At 63.2% G+C, this 23,872-nt stretch carries 16 protein-coding genes and 2 pseudogenes; 4 read left to right on the top strand and 14 right to left on the bottom strand.

All coding sequences use genetic code 11. The features are described from left to right. Window positions 1-667 (top strand): Mu transposase domain-containing protein (locus tag VLI63_RS04755; RefSeq protein ID WP_409155747.1); only part of this gene is annotated, 667 nt, incomplete at its 5' end. After that, window positions 664-1,476 (top strand): IS21-like element helper ATPase IstB, encoded by an 813-nt coding sequence (gene istB, locus VLI63_RS04750; protein ID WP_409155746.1) that lies wholly within the window; start codon window positions 664-666, stop codon window positions 1,474-1,476. The genes VLI63_RS04755 and istB, both read left to right, overlap by 4 nt. A 3-nt stretch (window positions 1,477-1,479) precedes the next feature. Here istB and VLI63_RS04745 read toward each other — a convergent pair whose 3' ends face one another. Next, entirely contained in the window at window positions 1,480-2,115 is a 636-nt protein-coding gene (locus VLI63_RS04745; protein WP_409155773.1) for a cation transporter, read from the bottom strand. Between the two features lie 62 nt (window positions 2,116-2,177). Then, window positions 2,178-2,531: an ArsR/SmtB family transcription factor gene (locus VLI63_RS04740; protein WP_409155745.1), complete on the bottom strand. Its 354-nt coding sequence runs from the start codon at window positions 2,529-2,531 to the stop codon at window positions 2,178-2,180. Between the two features lie 1,075 nt (window positions 2,532-3,606). On the opposite strand from VLI63_RS04740, the gene VLI63_RS04735 reads away from it, so the two are divergent. Further along, window positions 3,607-4,503 carry an AraC family transcriptional regulator gene (locus VLI63_RS04735; RefSeq protein WP_409155744.1) on the top strand — a complete coding sequence of 299 codons (897 nt, stop codon included), beginning with the start codon at window positions 3,607-3,609 and terminating at the stop codon, window positions 4,501-4,503. Window positions 4,504-4,564: 61 nt separating this feature from the next. Here VLI63_RS04735 and VLI63_RS04730 read toward each other — a convergent pair whose 3' ends face one another. The 9 genes and pseudogenes from VLI63_RS04730 to VLI63_RS04690 all read right to left on the bottom strand — a co-directional run bounded on the left by VLI63_RS04730 (window position 4,565) and on the right by VLI63_RS04690 (window position 18,056). Next, the gene (locus VLI63_RS04730; RefSeq protein ID WP_409155743.1) at window positions 4,565-7,849 is read right to left on the bottom strand and encodes a DUF5107 domain-containing protein; all 3,285 of its coding nucleotides are present in this window, start codon (window positions 7,847-7,849) and stop codon (window positions 4,565-4,567) included. Window positions 7,850-7,894: 45 nt separating this feature from the next. Continuing rightward, window positions 7,895-9,181 (bottom strand): cellulase-like family protein, encoded by a 1,287-nt coding sequence (locus tag VLI63_RS04725; protein ID WP_409155742.1) that lies wholly within the window; start codon window positions 9,179-9,181, stop codon window positions 7,895-7,897. Window positions 9,182-9,296: 115 nt separating this feature from the next. Beyond that, entirely contained in the window at window positions 9,297-10,205 is a 909-nt protein-coding gene (locus VLI63_RS04720) for a carbohydrate ABC transporter permease (RefSeq protein ID WP_409155741.1), read from the bottom strand. Then, window positions 10,202-11,098, bottom strand: coding sequence for a carbohydrate ABC transporter permease (locus tag VLI63_RS04715; protein WP_409155740.1), 897 nt, complete (start codon window positions 11,096-11,098; stop codon window positions 10,202-10,204). The genes VLI63_RS04720 and VLI63_RS04715 overlap by 4 nt, the downstream gene beginning before the upstream one ends. A 101-nt stretch (window positions 11,099-11,199) precedes the next feature. Continuing rightward, on the bottom strand, window positions 11,200-12,513 hold the full coding sequence (locus tag VLI63_RS04710; RefSeq protein WP_409155739.1) for an ABC transporter substrate-binding protein: 1,314 nt from the start codon (window positions 12,511-12,513) through the stop codon (window positions 11,200-11,202). Window positions 12,514-12,912: 399 nt separating this feature from the next. Beyond that, window positions 12,913-14,213: pseudogene (locus tag VLI63_RS04705) on the bottom strand (IS256 family transposase). A gap of 816 nt (window positions 14,214-15,029) precedes the next feature. Further along, on the bottom strand, window positions 15,030-16,205 hold the full coding sequence (locus VLI63_RS04700; protein WP_409155738.1) for a low temperature requirement protein A: 1,176 nt from the start codon (window positions 16,203-16,205) through the stop codon (window positions 15,030-15,032). Between the two features lie 144 nt (window positions 16,206-16,349). Next, window positions 16,350-17,635: pseudogene (locus VLI63_RS04695) on the bottom strand (DUF2254 domain-containing protein). Between the two features lie 112 nt (window positions 17,636-17,747). Continuing rightward, window positions 17,748-18,056 carry a hypothetical protein gene (locus tag VLI63_RS04690; protein WP_409155737.1) on the bottom strand — a complete coding sequence of 103 codons (309 nt, stop codon included), beginning with the start codon at window positions 18,054-18,056 and terminating at the stop codon, window positions 17,748-17,750. A 319-nt stretch (window positions 18,057-18,375) separates the two neighbouring features. Here VLI63_RS04690 and VLI63_RS04685 point away from each other — a divergent pair, with 319 nt between their 5' ends. Beyond that, entirely contained in the window at window positions 18,376-18,876 is a 501-nt protein-coding gene (locus VLI63_RS04685) for a hypothetical protein (RefSeq protein ID WP_409155772.1), read from the top strand. Between the two features lie 7 nt (window positions 18,877-18,883). Here VLI63_RS04685 and sufU read toward each other — a convergent pair whose 3' ends face one another. The 3 genes from sufU to VLI63_RS04670 all read right to left on the bottom strand — a co-directional run bounded on the left by sufU (window position 18,884) and on the right by VLI63_RS04670 (window position 23,824). Then, the gene (gene sufU / locus VLI63_RS04680; protein ID WP_354576559.1) at window positions 18,884-19,333 is read right to left on the bottom strand and encodes a Fe-S cluster assembly sulfur transfer protein SufU; all 450 of its coding nucleotides are present in this window, start codon (window positions 19,331-19,333) and stop codon (window positions 18,884-18,886) included. After that, window positions 19,330-20,637 carry an aminotransferase class V-fold PLP-dependent enzyme gene (locus VLI63_RS04675; RefSeq protein ID WP_409155736.1) on the bottom strand — a complete coding sequence of 436 codons (1,308 nt, stop codon included), beginning with the start codon at window positions 20,635-20,637 and terminating at the stop codon, window positions 19,330-19,332. Before VLI63_RS04675 ends, sufU begins: the two co-directional genes overlap by 4 nt. A gap of 91 nt (window positions 20,638-20,728) precedes the next feature. After that, window positions 20,729-23,824, bottom strand: a complete 3,096-nt coding sequence (locus VLI63_RS04670; protein ID WP_409155735.1) for a glycoside hydrolase family 2 TIM barrel-domain containing protein — start codon at window positions 23,822-23,824, stop codon at window positions 20,729-20,731. Between the last annotated feature and the right edge of the window lie 48 nt (window positions 23,825-23,872).

Below are 23,872 nucleotides of genomic sequence, written 5' to 3'. Positions count from 1 at the left end.
TCGGATGGCGTCCTACTCGGTCCCCGTCCGATTCATCGGCCGGCTTGTCCGGGTATCTCTTCGCGCATCCGAAGTCGTTGTCTTTGATGGGCGCACGGAAATTGCCCGGCACCCTCGGGTCGTTACTATGCACGGGCAGAGCGTGAGCCTCGACCACTACCTCGAGGTCCTCCAACACAAGCCCGGCGCCCTCCCGGGATCGACCGCTCTCGCCCACGCTCGAGCAGCCGGCGTCTTCACATCGGCTCACGAGGCGTTCTGGGCGGCAGCACGAAAGACCGACGGTGACGCCGGTGGAACCCGCGCACTGATCGACGTCCTGCTTCTCCACCGATCAATGGCGACTGAGGACATCGTCGCCGGAATCACTGCAGCGCTCACGGTCGGCGCGGTCACAGCCGACGTCGTCGCGGTCGAGGCCCGACGGCACGAAGCGTTGGGTGGGTCCCGCCCCGACCGTCCTCTCGTCGAACATGGTCGTGGTCCCGAGCGACGGGTGGTCAGTCTCACCCAGCGCCGCCTCGCCGACCCGGCTGCCGTCATCGCCGGCCTCCCGGCCGACACCCGGCCGTTGCCGTCGGTTGCCGCCTACGACCAGTTGCTGCGCCTGCCCGAGCAGAAGGCCCCGGAAGCCGCGCCCACCATTAAGAAGGGAACAGGTTCATGACCGCGACAACGAGTATCACCACCACACTCCGCAGACGGAGAGGCCTCACCGAGGAGGCGGCAAACGCGGCCATCGACCAGGCCTGCCGACGGCTCCGACTCCCGACGATCCGAGCAGTCGTCGACGAGGCCACAACCGCGGCGAGCAAGGAACAGCTCAGCTATCAAGGGTTCTTGGCCGAGCTGCTACTGGCGGAGTGCGACGACCGCGACCGGCGCTCCTCCGTCCGGCGGGTCAAAGCGGCCGGGTTCCCGCGGGATAAGTGGCTTGGGGATTTTGACTTCGACGCGAACCCGAACATCAACCCGGCGACCGTCAACACCCTCGCCACCGGCGACTGGGTCCGGAAAGGGCGGCCTCTTTGTCTCATCGGCGACTCCGGGACCGGCAAGAGCCACCTCCTCATCGGCCTCGGGACGGCCGCTGCGGAGAAGGGGTTCCGGGTCAAATACACGCTCGCTACCAGGCTCGTGAATGAACTCGTGGAGGCGGCCGATGAGAAGAACCTGGCCCGCACGATCGCCCGCTACGGGAGGGTCGACCTGCTGATGATCGATGAACTCGGCTACATGGAACTCGACCGCAGAGGCGCCGAACTCCTCTTCCAAGTCCTCACCGAACGAGAAGAGAACAACTCCATCGCGATCGCTTCGAACGAGTCGTTCTCGGGCTGGACGAAGACCTTCCCCGACCCGCGGCTTTGCGCTGCGATCGTTGACCGGCTGACCTTCAACGGCACCATTATCGAGACCGGCACCGATTCCTACAGGCTCGCCCACAGCCAGAAACACCACCAGCTCAGCGACTAACGCTCAGCAGCAGTCGTCGTGCTCGATCTCGCGCTCTCCGGTCAACGCCGACACCGGAACTTTGCACGCCTCCCCGCGCCAGGCCTCGAGGCCTTCACGGACGGCGAATACCATGATCACGAGGGCGGCAACGGAGTCCGCCCAGGCCCAGCCGAACAGGATGTTCAGTAGCAGCCCGACGAGGAGAGCGGCGGAGAGGTAGGAGCAGATCAGGGTTTGCTTCGAGTCTGCGATCGCGGACGCTGAGCCCAGCTCCCGGCCGGCCCGTCGTTCCGCAACACTCAGGAACGGCATCACCACCAGGCTGACCGCGGCCAGAACAACGCCGACCGGGCTGTGATCTGCTTCCCGCACACCGAATAACGACAATCCGGCGTCGACGGTCACATAGGCGGCAAGGGCGAAGAACGACCAGGCGATAACTCGGAGGGCCGTCTTCTCGCGTTTCTCAGGGTCGGGGGCGGCGAATTGCCATGCCACAGCGACCGCGGAGAGGACCTCGACGATGGGGTCGAGACCGAATCCGATCAGAGCCGCCGATGACGCGGCGCTTCCGGCCGAGATCGCGATGACAGCCTCGACGACGTTATAGGCAATCGTCGCTGCCACGATCCACCGGATCCGCCGACGGAGGAGCATCTTCCGGTCCGGCCGGATCTCGTCTTGCAGGACCTCGTTGGCACGTCCAGCCGCTGGGGCGCTCATGCGCCGGTCCCGCAGCAAAGCGGCACGTCGCACGCCTCATCCAGGCAATCAGCTCCGTCATCGACCGCGAGAACAACGTCCACCAACGCGACAAGCGCACGGGTCACATGCGGGTCCGCGATCTCATACCGAGTCGAACGGCCCTCGGGAACAGCGGCCACGATCCCGCAACCGCGCAGGCAAGACAGATGGTTGGACACGTTCGACCGCGTCAACTCCAACTCCCGCGCCAGCTCGCCCGGATATCCAGGGCCATCCAGCAGCGACAGAAGAATCCTCGACCGGGTCGGATCCGCCATCGCCCGACCCAAACGATTCATCACGCCCACCCGCGAAGCAATAGTCAGCATCCGCTGACGTTACATCGCCTACTGACCAATCACAATGGCACCGACCGCGAGTGGGTCCGGCTTAGATTGCCCGTGACACCCCGAAACAGCCGAAGTGGGTCCCACTTATATTGCCCTGGTGGGTCCGAAATACCTCGACATAGGCAAAAGGCGGCACACTCAGAAACCTACCCTTGCGCAGCGGCACGCTACTCCTCGGAAAAGAGGCCAACTGCCGACCGGGAATGAGTTCGCGCTTGCCACGTAGGCGCAGCAAATGAGAGGTGCGCTGACCCGTCGTCGTCACTACCCGACGACGGCAGGTCGAGGGACATTCCTCGGCGCTGCCGCACTTCATCTCCTCGCCGGTAGCGACAGCTGACAGCAGCATTCAGAGACTTCCCACCGATACACACGATGCTTTCGCGTGCGTCAATCCAGCCGTCGCTGTTTGAGGTGAATTTCGAGCGTGCGTGATTCTTACTACTGCGGCCATTCCACCATTCCCAAACAACGCCTCTCCAGCCTCGATTGGCCAGTCGGCGAGAATCAGTTGTTCTCATCGGGTCAAACAATTCATTGAAGTGGCTTCCTGCGCGAACGAGGCGGCTCGCATGGTTGCGGCGAAGTCGTCCGAAGGATAGTCCCTCGCTCCGACGACCTGAAATGCGACAATCCCACAGACACTAGGATCTTGAGGTTATTGAATGACAGGGTACTGGAAGTCCTCCTTTGGTCGGGTGTTCGTAGAGCGTTTTGTACACGCGAGATTGAGAATATCCTCAGCGGAAAAGGATCTCCCCTGAGGATGGTGAGAGCGAGTGGCAGGAGGTCGGTTGGGGTGCCCTGTCCCCGCGATGCGGCGATCGTCGTTCAATTCTCGTACGATCTGCTCATTTTATGCAGAAATCTTTTGACAGTCGATTCCCCCCTGCCTCAAGTCTTCTCGTGGCTTCCGGCCTGGAATCCAGTCGCTGAACTGAGCGAGACCCAGAATGATCATCAGGCTGCTCGACCGAGATATAGCGCCTGGCCTGCTCGTCATCTGTCGGTTGTCGTTGGGCTTGCGAGATAAGGTCGAGCAAAAGGAGTCACCATGCTGATTGGTCCCGACTTAGACGCGGCGGTTATCCGAGACGGATTCCCGGGGCAGCGGATGCTTGTGTTGCCCCGACCGCGCGTCGAACGGGCGCTGATGGTGCCGGCAACCCGAAGTCTTCTGGTGACGGATTGCGGCTATTTTCCGCATGCTCAACACCATGGTCGGAGCCGCTCGATTCCCATTCGACAGATAGTGGTCATCGTCTGCGCGCGCGGCCAGGGATGGTGCGAGACGCGCTCGGGTCGCTTTACGGTGAATGCTGGGCAGATGATCTTGCTCCCGCCAGGCGAATCGCATTCCTACGGAACGGACGAATTCAATCCGTGGACCCTCTGGTGGGCGCACATGGACGGACTAAGCGTCCCCGATTTCGTGGAGGTGGCTGCGTTGACGAGCGCGACCGCCGTGCGAACGGTGCCAGACATGTACGGCACCGTCGGTCTGATCGCAGAGATTATTCATTGGATGGAGCGTGACAGCACCGATGCCAGTCTTCTTCGTGCCGCGGGTGCCGCTTGGCATCTGTTGTCCACGGTCGCATCCGTGCGAGCAGTTACTGTCGGCGGTACCGATGACGCCATTGAGAGAGCGGCCCTCTATCTCCGCGAGCACGTCAACCGGCGGGTCAACGTCTCTTATCTGGCTGCGACGGCCGGTATGAGTTCGTCATACTTTGCGGCCCTTTTCAAGAAATATACGGGGGTTCCGGTCATGGCCTATCAAACCCAGCTGAGGATGGCCAGTGCACGCGAGCTTCTCGATACGACATCTCGATCCATTGATGACGTGGCCCAGGCGGTCGGGTATGACGACTCCTTCTATTTCGCGCGTCAGTTCAAGAACGTTCACGGGATGACGCCGTCCGCTTACCGGCGCCACGACAAGGGCTAAGCCGCTCCAAAAAAATTGCCCAGCGGACGCTTTATCAGCGACCGAGCAATGCTGCGCCCGCCTATGCAGCCACCAACGATCGCACCTGTCCACGGATCAGCTCGGCGAGGCGATTCCTTTCGACGACCGGGTCATCGATGAAAAGCAGCATGCTGGGGAGGCTGGTGGCAAAGAAATCGATCTTCGCCGGCTGCGTCCCGAACCACTCCGCCCACTCCGACAGCTCCTTGGCTAGGGCATCAGCTTCACTATGGGACCGGAGGCGGCGTAACGCTATTACGGCGAAGATAGTCTGAGAACTGAATCGCGTCGGAATAGTGTCAGTGAATCCCCCCATCGACGCCGCCGCCTTTTGCCAGTGCTGCTCGGCTCGAAGGTGGTTACCGCTCGCTTCGCTCGCATCACCAGCCATCAGATGGAGTTCAGCGATGTTCGCCAGAGCGTGCCTCGCCTCGCCGAGGGACTGAGGCGGGTTTAATGCCGACTCCATCAAACTCACAGCCTTCTCGGCGTCGCCCTCATTCAGAGCTGTGCGGGAAAGAGCGAGCAGCGTGCGATCCCAGACGCCAAGAACTTGGCCTTCGCCGCCCTCCCAAGGCTGAAATCGGCGATGCGTTAGCAGTTCGAGAGCCTCGGCGGCGCGCTCGCTTTCGACTAGCAAATTGGCGAAAGTGACGACGAGGTCATCGCGTAGGGCGACGACCTCGGTTCGCTGCTCGAGTTCGCGAAGCCTCTCGGTGACCGAATGACCTCGTCGAACGCACAACTGGTCGAACTCCGACCAGAGTTTCGGATCGTCGGGCTTCAATCGCAGGGCCTCGCGATAGTGGGCTAGTGCACTTTCCGGATCGTGCTGCACGTTGTAGGCGGCAATACCGAGATTGCGGAGGGCAACCACCGCGATGGAAGCTGCCGTGCCCGGGCGAACAGCGCTTTGCCAGAGTGACATCGCTGTGGAGTAGCGCTTTTTGTCGTACATCCAGTGGCCTAGAAGCGCTGACGCGAGCGAGTCGCCTGGTCTGAACTCGAGAATCCTCGTGAGCGTGTCTATGTCATCGAGTCGAGAGGGAAACGCGAGATCGGAATCAAGATCGTGAGCGGCAGCGATCGCACGGTCAGCAGCACCGTCCCGCGCGAGACCGAGCAGAATCGCGGCTTTGTGAAACTGGATCATCGGCCCGACGTTGGTCTGACCGATCGCCAGCGCGGGAACCAGCTTCGCCGCCGCGTCCAGCGTGGTAAGGGCATCGTGCGAGAAGCCGGCGTCTGCGTACTCGAGAGCAACGTCGAGCATGATGGTTGCGTCGTTGCTCGTCGCTGCTCCGGTCTGGTGGAGCGCCCATTGGTCTAGACGATCGATGGAAAGGGTGGCTGCCAACCGCTCGCGCGCTTCGTCTAGCCGTCCCGACTTCGCGAGCAATAACGCGAGCAGATCCGCCGCCTGCAGGTGGTTGGGATCGCGCGCCAGGACATCGCGCAGAGCGGTCATCGCGCGCTCCGGTTGTCCCGACTTCGAGAACTCACGAGCGACGGCGAATAGCGCGGTCGCCGCAAGGGCCGAGTCCCACGACGCGCGTGCGAGAAAGTCAACAGCGGCCGCTGAGTCTCCGCTCCGCGCCAGGGTCAGCCCGAGGAGATAGTGGGCGGAACCATCGGACGGTGTAGGGGCCCACTTCGTTCTCCGAGTGATGCTTTCTCGCAGCAGGGTAGCTGCCGACTGATAATCCGCTCTGGAGTAGGCGATGGCCCCGAGAGCAGCTGTCGCTCGGGATTCCTGGGGGTCCCGAGCGAGCACCTCTCGCCAGTATGGTTCCGGGCTTCTGGTCGCATGTCGATATTGCTCGAGATAGGTCGCGACGTAGATGAGCTCGTCGATCGACTCGATCGACTTCGGAGCTGCCGGCTCCTCCGCGGGCGGTGGTTCTGCCCGAGTCTTGTGAACGACGGTACCCATCTCGAACAATTCATCTTCCGCTGAACTGACCAGAGTGAGCCGCGCACCCTCCGCCGCAGCGTGGTGCCAAGGAATCGTCAGCTTCAGCGGCATGTCGGGCGCCAAGTCTGAGAATTTATCGAGGAGCAACTCGCCGGCTGACCCGGTTACCCGCAATCGTGTCTGCGTGAGTATTTCCGAAGCGATCAGACCGATGTGCAACTCACCGTCGATAATCTCCATTCGACCGGCCACGTCCCTGGTCGCCTGTTGGACCGGCCCTATCGAGCTGATTGGGTACCAGTACTGGCTAAATGTCTTTGTTTCGCCCGGCTGGAGGAAGGCGAAGTCGGGTTGGTTATCGGTGTACATGCCGGCCATCAGTTCGACGTAGGGACCGTCTCCGTCGGTCAGGTTGCTGTCCCACGCCCAACCGAAAGGCGAATTTCCCCAGGTCCACTGCTTCTTGCCCGGAGAGAAAGTGCGATCGGCCCAGTGGACGAATCCGGCATTTCGCCCGTGATCGTATCCTCCAAAGAATTCATCTGCGGTAGAGGTGACCATGAACGAGGTGGGAACCGGGATGTTTCGGTACCAGTCCAACCTGTCGGCATCCGGGTGGGTTGCGTCGACGCGAGCCGAGTAGTCGACCCCGTAGTAGGGCGAGGTCGGCCGGGGAAAGCTGGCCACCGCACGCTTGGCGTGATCGGCGACAAAATCGACATCCGTGGGAAAGATCGACTGGTAGTCGTCGTTCACTGCGGCGGCAGCATTAGCCCACCAGAGAAACGTCTGTTTGGTTTCAGAGCGATTGTAGAGCCGCACTCGCGCTTCAATCCGAGAACTGGTCGGTGAGAGGCGAATGCCGTGCATCCCTTTCATTCTCGAGAACGGGTCGTGATCCGAACACCACACGATCACGCTGCCGTCGGACTCGTATTCGATCGATACGTCCGTTGGCAGAAAAGTCGCCGGCCGGTGGTGCTGTGGCCAGTTGAATTCGATGCCGCCCGATATCCAAGGACCGGCAAGTCCTACCAGCGCCGGCTTGATGACGTTGTTGCGATAGAAAATATCGTATTGGGCGACCTTGTCGTAGGCGATGTGAATTCGTCCGCCCAATTCCGGCAGGATCACCAGTCGCAACCAGTCATTCTCCAGATGAATCGCTTGCCAGGAGTGCGGCTGCTTCGACGGGCTGATGCGCTCATGGAATGGCAACGGGTAGACCCGTCCTGAGGACCCCTGGTACACACGGTTTTCCAGAAACGCCGGATAGGCAGACGGCGAGTGGGGGAGATATGTGTCGATGATGAGCGGCTCCGACCACGCGGAGACTTCCCCCTTGGCGCGAGGCTGAGGGGAAGCGGGGAGGTGGATCTTGGAAACATGGTCCGGTATATCGTCAAGCATTGATTCTGCCAATCGTTAAAAAGTTTTCGGCTTGTCGGAAGCAAATCACGGCGCGGGTCGGGAGCCGATGAAGTCTTGATTCAGCCGCCGTTGAAACGCGACATTTTCCCATCCGGGATGATGCGGCGCCGAGTTGGAACCGACAAGCGTTCCCCAATAGCCGAGATTTCGACACTGCTCGACGGCGTACGCCGCTAGATATTGACCAATTGGTCCGTCTTCGAAGTCCGCTGCGAGGGGCGTATACCCGATCCAGCCCTCTCCGATGACTACCGGAAGCCCCTGGTGGAGTGCCCATGTCGCGAAGGCAGCGAGCCTGGTGTCGATCGCCGCTTTCATTGCCAGATCGTGAAGTCCGAACTGACGATAGAGCCATGCATCCCACTTCACCGGATCGACCCAGTCGTAGGCGTAGAACATGCTCGTGCTGATTCCCGTCGCGTGGAGCCTCCACGGTTCGATCGCCGTGGTCCACTCGTCGAACTCGGGAGCGTCGTCTCGAAGAAGCGTTTTCAATTCACGAGACGGGAACTCGGGCGGAGCTGCGCGCACCGCAGCCCATTCTTCGAGAGCGGAAAGTACGCCATACACATAAACATGCATGTGGACGACCTGAGCGTTGTCGGGGATGGAGTCAAGGTCAAGATATGGGGGAATGCCATAGCAAACGGTGGAGAGGATGTCGGGATGGGCCTGCTGGAGAAGATCGAGGGCGATTTCTAAGTACGGTTTCTGCGCCCAGAAGGTGTCCATACCGTCGGAGGGAATCTGATCGAGTCGAGACAGGTCGACCTCATTGTGAATCTCCACATACGCGATCCGATCCTCCAGCCCAGCCTCCCTGAGGTAGCTCACCAGCTCGGATTCCGCTAACGCAAGAGCAACGTGCCGGCGAGTCGGCTCGATAGCGCTGACCATATCGTGCCACTCCGGCCCGGCGAGAAAAGCGGGACTCTGCTGATACTCCCAAGAAGAGATGATTACGAACATATCCAGCGCCTGCGCTGCCCTAAAGAGAGCCAGGAGATGCTCTCTCCCGTTCAGAACGGCCCCTCCAGCGCAGTCATACCAGCGTGTGCGTTGCCCGGTGTCCCCGCCCATGTTGACGAACCTCAGCTGTGTCGTGTCGATGGCGTGCTTCCCAAATAGAAGCAGCGGCGCGGCGCAGATACGAACTGTGTTGTAGCCACGTTCCTTCGCCTCGGCGAATGCGTTGTCGAGGTTATGGAAGGGCTCTCCGGGCATGGTCTGCGTGTACCAGGTGAAATCCCACAGGGTGATGGTCAGCCGCTCCGGCAAATGAGGGGGCAGGGCAAGAGGAAGGGTGGTCATCAGTGGTTCTCTCCGCATGTCGGCGCTAGCTTGGTCAGTTCTACGTAGTCAGTTCTACGTAGTCAGTGCTAAATTTGCGCAGCTCGGTTTTCATAGTTTGATTTCACACTGGCCATCAGCCTTTGACGCTGCCCTCGGTCAGTCCAGCCCGCCAAAATCTTTGAAGGCTGACGATGGCAATCATGATCGGTATCACTGAGATGAACGCTCCTCCGATTGCCAGCTGATACAGCTCTGGGTGCCGATCAGCCACGCTCTGCCAGCTGATGAGGCCGAGGGTGATCGGATAGAGCGACTGGTCGGACAGCATGACCAAAGGGAGAAAGTAGTTGTTCCAGATCCCGATGAACTGGAACAGGAAGATCGTGACGGCCGCGGGTGCCATCAGGCGCAGCACAAGCCCGAAGAAGATTCGGAATTCCCCCGCGCCATCCAGACGCGATGCTTCGAGAAGGCTGTCAGGAACGGCGGCCGTTGCATAGATCCGGCCGAGATAGACACCGAAAGGACTCAATAAAGACGGGATCAAAACTGCCCAATAAGTGTTGACCAAACCAAGCTGGCTCATCATGAGGAACAGTGGAAGGGCCAGTGCGGTGCCCGGGATCATGACGCCAGCCAGTATTACGTTAAACCAGAATTCGCGACCACGAAATTGAAACTTCGCAAGGCAATAGCCGGCAGCTATGGACAGCGTCGTCGCCACCAACGCGCCGATGCCGGAATAGAGAACGCTATTTCCGGCCCAGCGCACGAAGATCCCGCTGTTGTAGGTAAATACGTTTTGCACGTTCTTCAACAATTGCGGATCGCTGAGAACGAATCCCGACGAGCCGAAAAGACTGCCGGTCGATTTGGTGGCCGCGATGACCAGCCAATACACCGGGAACAGGAAGTAGAGGGCCGCGACCGCGAGAGCAGCAATCAGCAGTATCTGAGCGGGCGAGCTGCGGTGCCGCACGATTGCGGACCTCTGCTTTCCCTGCGCGGTGAGATCCTCGACTTTCGGAAGCTTTGTTGTCATGAGGAACGTCTCCGCCCGACCAGCTTGAGAAAGCCGAATGAGAATGCGCAGGCGATGAGCGCAAGGATCACAGACTCCGCGGCCGCCAGGTTGTAATTGTTGTTGGTAAAGGCTTGGTTATACGCCGAAAGGTTGGGGGTGTAGCTCGACGTAATCGCACTGGTCAGCGGCCTGAGCACCAATGGTTCGCCGAACAGCTGCAGCGTCCCGATGATTGTGAACACTGTCGTGAGCACGATTGCCGGTGCAATCAGGGGAAGCTTGATTCGGATGATCACCTGCCAGGCATTTGCACCATCGATCGCAGCGGCTTCGAAAAGGTCAGTGTCGATCGATTTCAGCTGAGCGACAATCACCAACATGTTGTACCCGGCGTACTGCCAGATCACGATGTTCGCGATCGACCAGAGAATCGAACCCGCTCCGAGAAAGTCGAGGTGGATGCCGAAGGTCTTGCCAAGGTCAATGAGCGGGCTGAGACCCGGCGTGTAGAGGAACCCCCAGAGAAGCGAAGCGATGACGCCGGGAACCCCATAAGGAAGGAAGTAGACAGAGCGGAAGAATCGGACACCTCGCGCTGACGCCGCATCTAGCATCAGAGCAAGGGCAGTGGCGAGCACAATCATCACCGGAACTTGCACAACCGCGAAGAGGAGAACTCGTCCGAGACTTGCCACGAACGCGGGGTCGCCGAGCGCCCTGATGTAGTTGGTGAATCCGACGAAGATCGTGGACGCATCACCGTTGCCATAGGCTCCGGAACGCTGGACAGAGGTAAGGCTCTGGTAGATCGCGTAAAAGATCGGCACGACCAGAGTGAAGAAAAAAAGGACCAAGAACGGCCCGAGGAGCCCGAATACCGCGATTCGCGTTCTTGTGCGGGTGGACTTCATGGCTCTCTCCTTTCGATGGGGTGGGCCTCGGGTGAAGGCCACGGCGCGAGGCGGTGTGTGGTGGGGATGACAGGATCCCGTCATCCCCACCACTGGACGGGCTAACCTGCTTTGACCTTGAGGCCCTTCGCCTTCATGTCGGCGATGGTGGCGGTCTGTGCCGCCTTCACGGCGTCCACGAACGTGCCGCTGCCCGCCACCGCTGCCGCGAAACCATCGTTGAGATGGTTATAGGTCGCGGCGGTTGTCGGAATCCAGGCCCAGTTGGTGTCGATCGCCGAGTCCGATGCTTTAAAGATGTCCCTGTTCGCGTTCTGTCCGAGGAAGGGATCTTTCTTGTCGAGATCGGATCCGGAAAGAGCGGACTTGAGGGCCGGCCATCCGTACCCACCTGCAATGAGGAGGTTTATGCTCTTGGGATTTGTGTTGAGCCAGACCGCGAACTTCTCTGCCGCTTGGGCGTTCGACGTTCCCTTGAGCACCGCCGTGGTTGAGCCACCCCAGTTCGCCGAGGCGAACTTGCCGCTTGAGCCCCACTGTGGCATCGGAGCTACCTTCCATTTACCGGACGTGTCAGGAGCATTTCCCGCCAGGATGGCGCCACCCCACTGCGCCGACGGCCAGGTGACGATGTTTCCCTTCTGAAGGTCGCTGTACCACCCGTTTGCGAAGTCGGGCTCGGTCGCGATCAGTCCGGCCTCACGGAGCTTGTCCCAATACGCGGCTACTTTGAGGGTCTTGGCCGAATCGATGTTCACCGACCAGGTTTCCCCTTTCAGCCCAAACCACTGGGCTCCGGCCTGCCAGGCAAGCGCTGTGAACCATGCGGCGTTGCCCGGCGGGAAGGTGGTGATGTATTGCGCCGGATTCGCATCGTGGATCGTTTTCGCAGCGACAGCATACTCATCCCAGGTAGTCGGGGGTTTCAGCCCGAGCTGGTCAAAAACGTCGGTGCGATAGTAGAGGCCCATTGGTCCAGACGCCTGTGGCACGGCGTAGATTTTGTTATTGAACGTCGACTGCGACAGCTGCCAGTCGACGAAATTACTTTTCTGGTCATTCATTCCGAGCGGCCCGAGATCGACGAGTCCGTTCTCGAGAATGAATCCAGGAAGCTCCTGGTACTCGATCTGTGCGAGGTCAGGCGCGCCCTTGCCGGCCTTGAGAGCCGAATGCATTTTCGCGTAAGTGCCGGCGCCCCCCGAAGGAGTGACGTCCAGTTTGACGTGAATCTTCGGATTCTCTTTGTTCCACAAGTCCACCGCTTTATCTATGCCCGGCACCCACGACCAGAAGGTGAGATTCGCCTTCTCAGAACTGCCTGACGTTGGTGGGGTGGCGCTGGAAGTGCAGCCAGCGACGGTGAGCACGGCCGCGACAGCTGCAACGACGGCTATCCCTCTATTTCGCTTCATTCTTCTCCTCATTGAGACATGATCGGTTCGCCCACGATTCGGGCCGCGTTGACGAATGAAAATTCGTCGGCTCACCCCGCAATGGGGTGTATATCGAGATTAGGTAGTTCTTCTTCGACGCAGAATGCGGTGTTCGATTCAAAATCTGGACAAAACAATGATCGACAACGCCAATTTTCGTCGCAAAGACAATTCTCGCCCGATTTGACCGCGCTCCCCGCGTGGGGTTGCTTTTGAGGCTGCCTCTCGGGCGGAATTGGGTTTCGAGCGCGCTCTTCCCGACCGCCTAAAGGATGCCCACCCATGGCCCGCCTTGCGGAGCAGAGCTGCCCTTTCAACAACCTGGCGCTCAGGATTTTCCTGCGGGCACTCTCTATCGGTCCCGCTTCGCAGCGGTTATCAGGAACGCCTTTCGGTCAAGTCCCTTGGAGTGGTGTAACTGTTGATCCTTCGGTTTAGGCGCTGAGGGCCATGATCGTGTCGGGGCACCTCGCCTCCGGTATCGGCAGGGCTCGCATGCGGGAGCGGGCGAGGATGTCGAGTCCGAGGTAGCGGCGTCCTTCAGCCCATTCGTCGGTTTGCTCGGCGAGGACTCCGCCGACGAGACGGATGATCGCGTCTCTGTTGGGAAGATGCCGACGGAGTCCGTGCGGCGCCGGATCTCGCGGTTCAGTCTCTCGTAGGGATTGTTGGACCAGATCTGCTGCCAGAGATCCTTCGGGAACGTCGTGAACGCGAGGATGTCGACCCGGGCGGTGTCGAGATGGTCAGCGACGGCGGGGAGTTTCTCGGTGACATAGTCGAGGGTCCGATCGAACTGGGCATTCACCGCAGCGGCGTCGGGCTGGTCATAAACACTGTGGAGCATCGCTTTCACGGCCGGCCACATGCTCTTAGGCGTCGTCGAGATCAGGTTCGCGGCGTAGTGAGGTGCGACATCTCTGCCAAGCAGCTCCGGGCAGGTTTGCGGCGATCGCGTCTTTCAAGTCCGCGTGGGCGTCGGAGGTCACGAGCTGAACACCGGTCAGACCTCGGGCAACAAGGTCGGCGAAGAACGCGTTCCATGCAGACCCGGTCTCGCTCGTGGCGACTTGCAGCCCGAGGACTTCTCTTCGCCCGTCGGCGTTAACCCCGGTGGCGATGAGCACGACGGTGTTGATCACTCGGCCGCCCTCGCGGACTTTCATCGTGAGCGCGTCCGCGGCAACGAACGTGAACGGGCCAGCTTCGACCAGAGACCGGTGTCGGAACTCGTTGACGTTCTCATCAAGATCGGCGGCCATTCGCGAGACCTGCGTTTTCGATAGCGAGTGGATACCGAGGGTCTTGACGAGTTTGTCCATCCGACGGGTCGAGACGCCGGCGAGATAGCAGTCCGCGATCACCGTGATCAGGGCAGCCTCGGAGCGTTTGCGTCGTTCCAGCAACCATTCCGGGAAATATGTTCCCGAACGCAGCTTCGGAACCGCGACATCGATCGTCCCCGCCCTCGTGTCGAGACTGCGGTGGCGGTAGCCGTTGCGGTGGGTCGACCGGTCGGAGCTGCGTTCACCCCATTCCGCCCCCACCACCGCATCTGCGTCGGCTGACAGGAGGGCGTTGATGATGGTCTGCAGCAGGTGCCGCATCAGATCCGGAGACGCGTCGGAAAGAGCCTCGCCGAGAACGGTCGCGGGGTCGACAATATGTGGAGCGGTCATCGTGATGATGCCTTTCGAGTGGGTTGTAGGAGATTCCTCGAAGGATCACACGGTGACCGCGCCCACGTCGTCACCGACGCGGAAGCCACCGTGAGTTACACCACTATGCGGGACTTGACCCGCACCCGGGCTCCATAGATGTTGCGCGAGGGATCATCTGAGACGGCGAGGCATGTGCGATCGCTAAGAATGGGTTGACTACACGAAGACAATCGGGTCCACGGCGGGAGAGACTGTCGATCAGGGCAGTAGGGCGCTAGGCGCTGAAGCTGACCGAGGACCAGGGCGTCGAGTCCGTGATCCGAGTTGACCAGTGTTGGAGCATCGAATCGATCCAGGTAATGCAAACTAACCGTCCCTTCTCGACGGCATCGTGCGGAACAGAAGGGGAACCAAAACCAATGGACAACTGCAACCTGTCGGAACGGTCGACACCCTTTCTCGCCCGAAGTCGCCTGCTGCAAGAGAGTTAGGGATCAGTATGCGAACCCGGGGGTGGAGGAGTTCAAGAATTCTGTCGGCAATAAGCGTGCGACTCCTTGAAGGTAACCGGATAGGTAACCAAAAACCCTGCCGACGCAACCAGATTGGCCAGTAACAGTCGGTAGACTGAAGCCATGAAAACCGCACAAACACGGGGGTTTTTGTCGGACAGTCGCTCCGGTGCCACCGGGCCAGGGCCAATCTTTTGTTCTTGGTTCGAGTCCAGGTACCCCAGCTTTAGCAGGTCTTTTCTGCCCCGGTTCTCCGGGGTTTTTTCGTTTGACGGCCTTCAATCGTCGATGGTTCGCCCCTCACCAGGCTCGGCGACTGTATCTACGTCAGCACCGCGTCTTCCGTCCCTTGGGGGAGCGCTCGGATGCGCCGAACGTTGATCTCGGTGAGTGCGAGCACTAGGGCAATGACCGCTGCCGAGCACGCGACCACTCCTTCCGCAGCGACGAGGTTGGAGAGAGGCACCAATCCCCAGGGCAGCAGGATTCCCGCTGGTCCCCAAAGCACGACTTGGCGCCAGGGAGCCCCATACCGCAGCGACTCGGCCGTGCTGGCGAGGAAGAAGAGGCTGATGCCGGCGCTGAGGCTGATCACGGCGCCCGTCGGCAGAGGGTGTCCGGCCTCGGCCACGGCTGTGCCGAGGGCCGTGGCGAACACGGTGATTCCAGCCACGAGGATAAAGGGGAGGTACATCACCGTGTCCCGCAGCCCGGTGATGCTCCCGCGCTGGAGCAGCGCCCGTAAACCGCGCTCGACGGCGGAGGTGGCATGGCCGAAGTAGATCCAGGCCAGCAACGAGACTGAGGCGAACCCCAGGACGGCCGCCAGGCCCGACACGATCGTCCAGTGTCCATCCAACTCCGAGATGATGGTCAGGATCGACTCGCCAAAGACAATCACAACGAGCAGCCCAACGCGTTCGACCAGGTGATCGACGTCGAGAGCCGTGCGCAGCCACGCTTGCTGCCCGCCGAGGAAGCTCAGCAGCGCGATCTCGATGGCCACGGCAATCGCCCACAGGGCGTACTGCCACGGTGGCGCGATCCAGATCGAGACGAGCCACAGGGAGGCGGGAACGACGCTGTAGAGCACCGGCCGCCACCATGGCACGCCGATCGTCTTGCGCTTCGAGAACCAGGGCTGCACCCAGACCAGCCGGATCACGGCATTGCCCACGGCAAAGGCGGCGGCACGATCGCCGAGCGCGTCCGGGACGGCGGCCGCCATCACACCGATCGCAATCATCGCGATCGTGACAGCTGTCCAGGTGGAGCGTGTGATCCGCGCACCGAACAGGTTCATCGTGACCGTGGCGTTCACCCATGCCCACCAGGCGGCGCCCAGAAACGCGACGAATACGACTGCATCCACCCACCGGGGATTGCCGTGCATGACCTGCGCGATCTGGCCGATGTAGACCACCATCACCAGGTCGAAGAAGAGTTCGAGCCAGTGCACCCGGCGCCCCGGGTGGACGGCCGTCGGCGTCAGGGACATCGCAAGCACCTCCTGATAGACATCACCGCATCATCATCACGCACCGGTGGCGACGCTTGCGCACATTACGAGAAACCGCCGCGCGGTGACTTTCAGCGGGGGTCGCCCGCGAACGTCCCAGACCGGGCCGCGGCATCCTCAGGCTCAGCTCCGGGAACGCCACGCCGCCCTGGCTGCCGGCCTCCGCCGCGTGAGTGTGCGGGCGCGCCGACTTACTTCGGCGGAGCGTGTGGCGATCACACGAGACTCCTCGCGTCCGAACCCATTTTTTTCGACGGCCGCAGCCAAGGCGTCGAGCTGCGTCTCGACCGCCGTCGCGATGTCGCTTTCCGGATGCACAACCAGCAGGTCGTCGAGCAGGTCCAGCATGCGCTTCACCACGGGGAAGTCCGCCGCGCCATAGCGGCGCATCTGCCCGAGCGTGCCCTCGATGGTCTGCGCGCGGGAACGGGCGTGCGTGAGCACGCGCAACGCGCCATCCTCGCCGGCCAGCGCGGGTGGCGGCTGCGGCATGGAGAGGCAATCCGACAGCAAGGCGGCGAGGTGAGCGAGGGCGTGCAGCGCGGTCGTCGGACCGTTGATACCCGGGGACAGGGCGCGTACGCCGATGTCGACGATCTGCTGAACGCCGTAGTCGGCATCCTGTGCCGAGGTGCGCTCGTAGTCGATGCTGAACGCACCGCGCAGTTCGTCTTCGATGGCCTCATCGTCACCGGATGATTGTCGCGTCCGCCGGTATCGCAGGAGCGCGCTTCCCGAGATGCTGCTCTCGCCGATGAGTTTCAGCTCCTCAACCACCAGCCCGTGCCTGTCGGCGATCGCCACCACGGCGCTCCGGTCGTACCGGGTGATGAAGCCGCTTGACCGGGCCGCCACCGGCTGGTTCGGGGCTCGCCGGAGCACAGTCCCGCGAAAGGCGTTGTACTCCTCGTTCGCCTCGCTCACCAGGGCGATCGTGCGGTCCGTCTCGGCATGGATGTCCTTGAGCATCGTCTCGACCCTCAGCTGCCGGGCGAGATGGGCGAGGAAGAACACGAGCATGAGCACGCTCGCGAGCGTGAGCATCAGGGCGAGCGTCACGGCGATGCGCGGAACGATCGCGGCACTGTCGAGGGACGGATCGCGGATGGTTCGCAGCGTCATGATGGTGAACGCGAATGTCCCCAGGAAGAGGGCGAGGGTGCCGTGCACGACACTGTCCTGCGCGAATAGCCTCAGCACGCGCGGGGACGCCTGGCTGCTCGCCAACTGCAGCGAGACCACCGTGAGGGAGAAGGTAGGGAGGTGGCCGTGATGAGCGAACCCGCGATCGACGACAACACCGATCGAGCCGACTGCGCACCACCGTTGAATACCACCGCGTCGAGCCCATCCGGAAGGACAGCGTCGACCGACCGATCGAGCCAGGGGAGTAGCAGGCCAATTCCCATCGCGGCGACGATGGCTATCACGGGTATCGGCCACAGGCTCGATCTGATCGATTCGAGGAGCCGTGCGAAGGGGAGCCGGATGCGGCGCGGCCTCATCCGCTCGTCCGCCTGCTCATTCGCCGGTCAGGTCATCGGCGCCTGCGAAGCCGTCGAAGTCGATGAGGGCGCGCTCGACCAGCCCGCGCCAGTCCGAAGACCGGTCGTCGCTCTCGGCTGCGCGAGGGGAGGTTCGGTTGGTGATGAGGTGGTAGAGCGGCGCCCCGGCGTCGCCCGCCTGCGTCGAAGGACTTTCGGCGAAGGTGGCGACGTAGACGCCCGAGGGGGCGAAGATGTTCCACTCCGCGTCCTCGGGGGTGTATCGAACCATCGCCCGGCGGCCGTTCTGTTCGTACTCGATGTCGTCGTGCCCCGCTGCATCCATAGATCGACCTTAGCGAGACGCGGGTAGGAGCTGTAGGGCGCCCCGGCGGCGTTTCGGTACTTCCCCGTAGACACGCCCCCGGTGGTGGGGATCCGCCTGTCGGTCCACTTCTCCGGTCGTGAAGCAAGGGCACCGACATCCGTCCCCGCGCCCCCGATTATCGGACGGGTGGCGCGGTGGGTCAAGGCCTTGAGAACGCGGCGGCCCGAGCGTCGGATGGGCTCTGGTAGCTGCAGGTGGCGTGACATCCGACCAGTCGATCGTGCAACCATCGACAGTCGCGACGATCGCCGCGACGAAGGAAGGGATCGAGGCGATCATGGATACCCCACACGACCCGGGAGTCGACGAGACGGATGGGCCGGACTCGGGCCACCGACGACCGGCGGGCATGACGGACGCGGAGGTGGAAGCCCTCGGCAAGCTCTCGGAGGCCCTGGAGACCGTCGAGAACGCCCGCGGGCTACTGTACGGCTTTCATCGACTCACCGGAAAGGCGGATCTCGCCCTGGGCGAAGCGGTGGAGATGCTGCGGAGGGCGGGCCACACGGACATCGCCGACGAGATCGATCGCACTGTGGTCGGTCGCAACGTGATCGAGGGGCGTTGGACGTTCCAGATCGTCGAAGGCTACGACGACGGCTACTACCGGGAGTTCAGGTCCGTCGAAGCGAAGGCGCGCGCGCTCCTCGCCGGAGGTCGGCGCCATCTCTATGAGGCGGAGATGAAGGAGGACCGTCGCACCCACGGGCTCCGCCATCACGAAGCGCGCCCGGACTCACCGCACGGATCGGACCGGGCTACCGCGGAAGGCCAGTGACGCGCGCTCAGGCCGCGTCAGCCAGCATGATCGCCTGTTCGCCGGCGACCCACGCGAGCATCGCGCATTTCACCCGCGCGACATACTTCGAGACTCCGCCGAGGGCGACCGCGTCACCGAGGAGCTCTTCATCGGGTTCGATCTCGCCGCGCGAGCGCATCGCGACCCGGAAGAGTTCGATGCGATCTTTCAACTCCGCTGTCGTCAGCCCCGGCCCGAGGTCGGAGAAGAGCGACGCGGAGGCCTGGGAGATGGCGCACCCGTGGCCTTCCCAACGGATGGCGCGGACGCGATCCGTGCCCGGCTCGAGGTGCAGCTGCAGGGTGATCTCGTCGCCACAGGTCGGGTTGACCTGATGGGACTCGGCCGTCGCGTCATCCTCAAGGCCGCGCCCGTGCGGGCGGCGTGAGAGGTCGAGGATGACCTCCTGGTAGAGGGATTCCATTGCTGAACTCATGCGGAGACTCCGAAGAAGGTGATGGCGGCCGAGAGCGCGTCGAGAAACTCGTCGACCTCGTCCTCGGTCGTGTAGAGGTAGGCGCTCGCGCGGGTGGAGGACGTCGTCCCCAGCCGACGGTGAAGCGGTTGGGCGCAGTGATGACCCACGCGAACCGCGATGCCGCGGTCATCCAGGAATTGGCCGATGTCGTGGGAATGCACGCCGGTGACATCGAAACTGGCGAGTCCCACCCGCTCCCGCCCCACGCCGGGGCCGAGCACAGTCACGCCCGGGATCGCGGCGAGCCCGGTGACCAGGCGCTGCCCGAGCGCGGTTTCGTGCGCGGCTATCCGGTCGATCCCGACCCGCTCGAGGTAGTCGACGGCGCTCGCCAGAGCGATGGCTTGCGAGACCCGCTGGGTGCCCGCCTCGAACCGGTGCGGCGAGGGCAGGTACTGGGCGCTCTCCATCGTGACGGTGGTGATCATCGACCCTCCGGTGAGGAAGGGCGGAAGCGCGTTGAGCAGCTCGCTGCGGCCGAACAGCACACCGATACCGGTGGGCCCGAGCATCTTGTGGCCCGAGAACGCCGCGAAATCGACGCCGAGCGCGGTCAGGTCGAGGGCCAGGTGCGGCGCGGACTGGCAGGCGTCGAGCACGGTCAACGCTCCCACCGACCGGGCGAGAGCGACGAGCTCCGTCACCGGATTGATGACGCCGAGCACGTTGGAGACGTGGGTGAAGGCGAGGACACGGGTGCGCGAGTTGACGAGCTGAGCCGCCTCATCCATCCGCAGTGTGCCGTCATCGGCCACGGGGATGAAGCGCAGCACGGCGCCCGTGCGTGCCGCGAGTTCCTGCCACGGGATGAGGTTGGCGTGGTGTTCCATCTCGGTCACGAGGATCTCGTCACCGGGCGTCAGGCGGAAGCGCTCGGCTTCCACCCCACCGCGGCCGGCGCTGGCGTTGCCGATTGCGTACGCGACGAGATTCAGCGCTTCGGTGGCATTGGAGGTCCAGACGATCTCGTCCTCGGCCGCGCCGACGAAGCGCGCGACGGTGGTGCGGGCATCCTCGAATCGCTCCGTCGCCAGCGCGGCGAGAGTGTGCGCGCCTCGGTGCACAGCCGAGTTCTCATTCTCGTAATACTCGCGCTCCGCCGCGATGACGGCACGCGGATTCTGCGACGTCGCGCCGGAGTCGAGGTAGACGAGCCGACGCCCGTTGACCTCGCGTTCGAGGAGCGGGAAGTCGGCCCGGATGGCGCTGATCTCAGCGGGGGCGAGGATGTGCGGTGATACGGGCACGGTGACGGTGGGCATGGTGGACGGCCTCAGATTTCTCTACCCGTCAATGCTAACCGCGCGTCCCGGGCGATCGGATGTGGTGCCTGCCAACCGCCCGGGAACGCGTTCAGCTCCGCGCGAAACGGAGCCGCAGGGTTCTCGCCTCCGGCCGGAGCGCATGGGTGGGCCAGACATCCACACCGCAGGCGCGGGAGCCGAGTCCGTTCTGAGCCGCGTCGATGTAGAGATACGTGCGCGTCGGCGTCGGCAACTCGTAGGGATGCTCCGCCGCGGAGACCTCCTCCGCGGTGTGCCGGGCGACGCTGAAGCCGGGACGACGACCGCGGTGGTCCGGGATCGCCTCGACGCTCAGCTGTCCCGCCGCTCCGCTCAACTCCAGCTGACGAAGACCCGGCCGGTGACCGGTCTCCTGGGGGCGGGCGTAACGCACGTTGAGCTCATCGATCGTGCTCGTGAAGCTGCCGACCCGTGCCGCATTCGCGCTGTCGGGGTAGGACTCCAGCGGACCGGTGCCGAACCAGCTCGCCTGCTCCAGCTCCAGCGGCAGCGCGAACCGGAGGCCGATGCGCGGCAGGATGATGTCCCAGCCCGCCGACGGCTCGATCTCCACGGTCAGCAGCAGCGAGTCATCCTGGGCCTGCCAGCGCACATCCGTGTAGACGCTCTCGCGACCGGCGGCCGGGGCCCAGCGCCGCAGTTCGCGGATGCCGGAGAGGCCTTCCTCGCGTTCGACGACCCGGCTGGTGAGCCGGTCGAGCCCGGCGGAGTGCCAGATCTCGGCGAGAGCGGGTGCGGGCAGGCCGCGGTCGTGAACGGCGGGGTCGGCGAGGTCGTAGCTTCCCGGACCGGAACGCAACTCGTTGTCGGTCGGAGCCCGGAACAGGGTGAGCTCCGGACCGTCGACTGCCAGGTCTCCGATGGCGGTGAGCCGGCCATCCGCGAAGGAGGCGGGCCCGAGGCTGGTGACTCCGGAGGAGGTGCCGCCGACGCTCCAGCGCGGAACCCGCTGCTGGGGCGCCAGCGCCCGTGCGGTCACGTCGTGCTGGCCGAGGGCGAGCACGTGGCCGGCTTCGGCCCAGGTCGTGGTGTCGCGCAGCCGGGCTTCGAAGGTCAGCCAGCTCTCGCCATCCGTTTCGGGGTCGAGAGAGGGCAGGTCCACCGACGCGGTCTCGCCGGCCGTGATCGCCGGGACGTCGAGGGTGCCGGACGCGGACTCGACGCCGTCCCGCTCGAGCCGCCAGACGAATTCGACATCATCGGAGCCGAGCGAGTGCCGCATGCTGCGGATGTCGACACTGCCGAGGTCCGCGGCGACGGTGAAGCGGAAGGGGGCAACCACGGCCGCGTACTCGTACAGGCTCGGCATCGGGGTGTCATCCGAGAGGATCATGCCGTCCATCACGAAGTTGCCGTCGTGCACGACCTCGCCGAAGTCGCCGCCGTACCCGTAGAACTCGACGCCTTCCGGCGTGTGGGTGCGGATGCCGTGATCCCGCCATTCCCACACGAATCCGCCGTGCAGCCGCGGGTAGCGGTCCACGAGGTCTTCGTATTGGTCGATCGCGCCCGGCCCGTTGCCCATCGCGTGCACGTACTCGCAGAGCAGGAAGGGCTTGGTGCGCTGGCGGGCGGACTCCGCGGTGGAGCATCCGAGCAGCAGTGAGGTGTCGTCGCGGCCGATGGACTCTGTCTCGGGCACCGAGGAATACATGCGCGAGTAGACATCGGTGTACGCGCCCGTGTAGTCGCCCTCGTAGTGCACCGGGCGGCTGGCATCACGGTCGTGAACCCAGGCGGCCATCGCCGCGAGATTGGCTCCCGTGCCCGACTCGTTTCCGAGCGACCACATGATGACGCTCGCGTGGTTCTTGTCGCGCTCGACGGTGCGCTCGATGCGGTCGAGATAGGCGCGACGCCAGGCCGGGTCGTCACTGGGGTTGGCCGCCCAGGCACCGGCCCCGGTGCTCGCGTGCCCCTGGTCGCGTGCGGTGAGCCTGCTGGTGCGCTCGGCGACGGCGTCAGCACCGTGGGTCCAGTTGTTGCCTGCACCACCGCCCTCGAAGCCGTGTGTCTCGAGGTCGCACTCCAACACCACCCAGAGTCCGAGCTCGTCGGCGAGGTCGAGCAGGCGCGGATGCGGCGGGTAGTGGCTGGTGCGGATCGCGTTGACGTTGAAGCGCTTCATACGCGCGAGGTCTTCGCGGGCATGCTCCTCGTTAAATACGCGCCCGCGATCGGGGTGAGCCTCGTGACGGTTCATGCCGTGGAAGACGAGCCGACGTCCGTTTGCGAGCAGCTGGTCGCCGATGATCTCGACGGTGCGGAAGCCCAGTCGGAGGCTGATCTTCTCTGCGGCCGTCGAGACGCTCGCCTCGTAGAGTCGGGGCGATTCGGCGGACCAGGGTTCGACACTCTCCACAGCGATCGGCGTCACTGAGGCCTCATCCGCCCACTGCACGTCGATGCCGAGCTCCGGCACCTCCAGTCGCACGGGGTAAGCCTCGGGGAGCGCTCGCACCTCCGGGTCGATCCATCCGCTGCCGTCCCGCCACGACGTGCGCAGCCAGACGTCGTCGATTCCGGCCACCGGGAGGGCGCTCAGCGAGACGTCGCGGAAGATGCCCGGTAGCCACCACTGGTCCTGGTCTTCCACGTAGCTGGCATCCGACCACTGGTGCACCCGCACGGCGAGGATGTTCTCGCCGGGGGTCGCGAATTCTGTGACGTCGAACTCATGGGCGAGACGGCTGCCCTTGCCGACCCCGACCTCGTGGCCGTTCCACCACACGCGGAAGGCGGATTCCACCCCGTCGAATCGCAGGATGAGGCGCCCATCGCTCGCGAAGTCCGACGCGAGCTCGACGCTGCGCCGGTAGTCGCCCGTGGGGTTCGCGTCGGGCACATACGGCGGATCGACGGGGAAGGGGAACTGCACGTTCGTGTAGATCGGGCTCCCGTAGCGACCGTCGTCCACCAGCACCCACGAGGCCGGGACCGGGATGCGATCCCACGAGGCCACGTCGGTCCCCGGCCGCGCGAAGGCATCGGCGTCTTCGCCGGCCGGATGCGCCGTCGGCAGCAGGCGGAACGCCCAGTCGCCGGTCAGGTCGAGCCGCGGGGCATCCGAATGCAGCCATGACCGCGGCGTTCGTCCACCGAATCCGGGCGAACGATCCGTGAGATAGGCGGGGGAGAGCGTCATTGTCTTTCCTTCACATAGTGGTCATCGACCGAACGTCGCACGGGATCA

It is taken from the genome of Lacisediminihabitans sp. H27-G8 (assembly GCF_046156175.1).
Taxonomy (GTDB): domain Bacteria; phylum Actinomycetota; class Actinomycetes; order Actinomycetales; family Microbacteriaceae; genus Lacisediminihabitans.
Note: the sequence above shows the minus strand (reverse complement) of the source record. Positions and strands in the feature narration are given on the sequence as shown.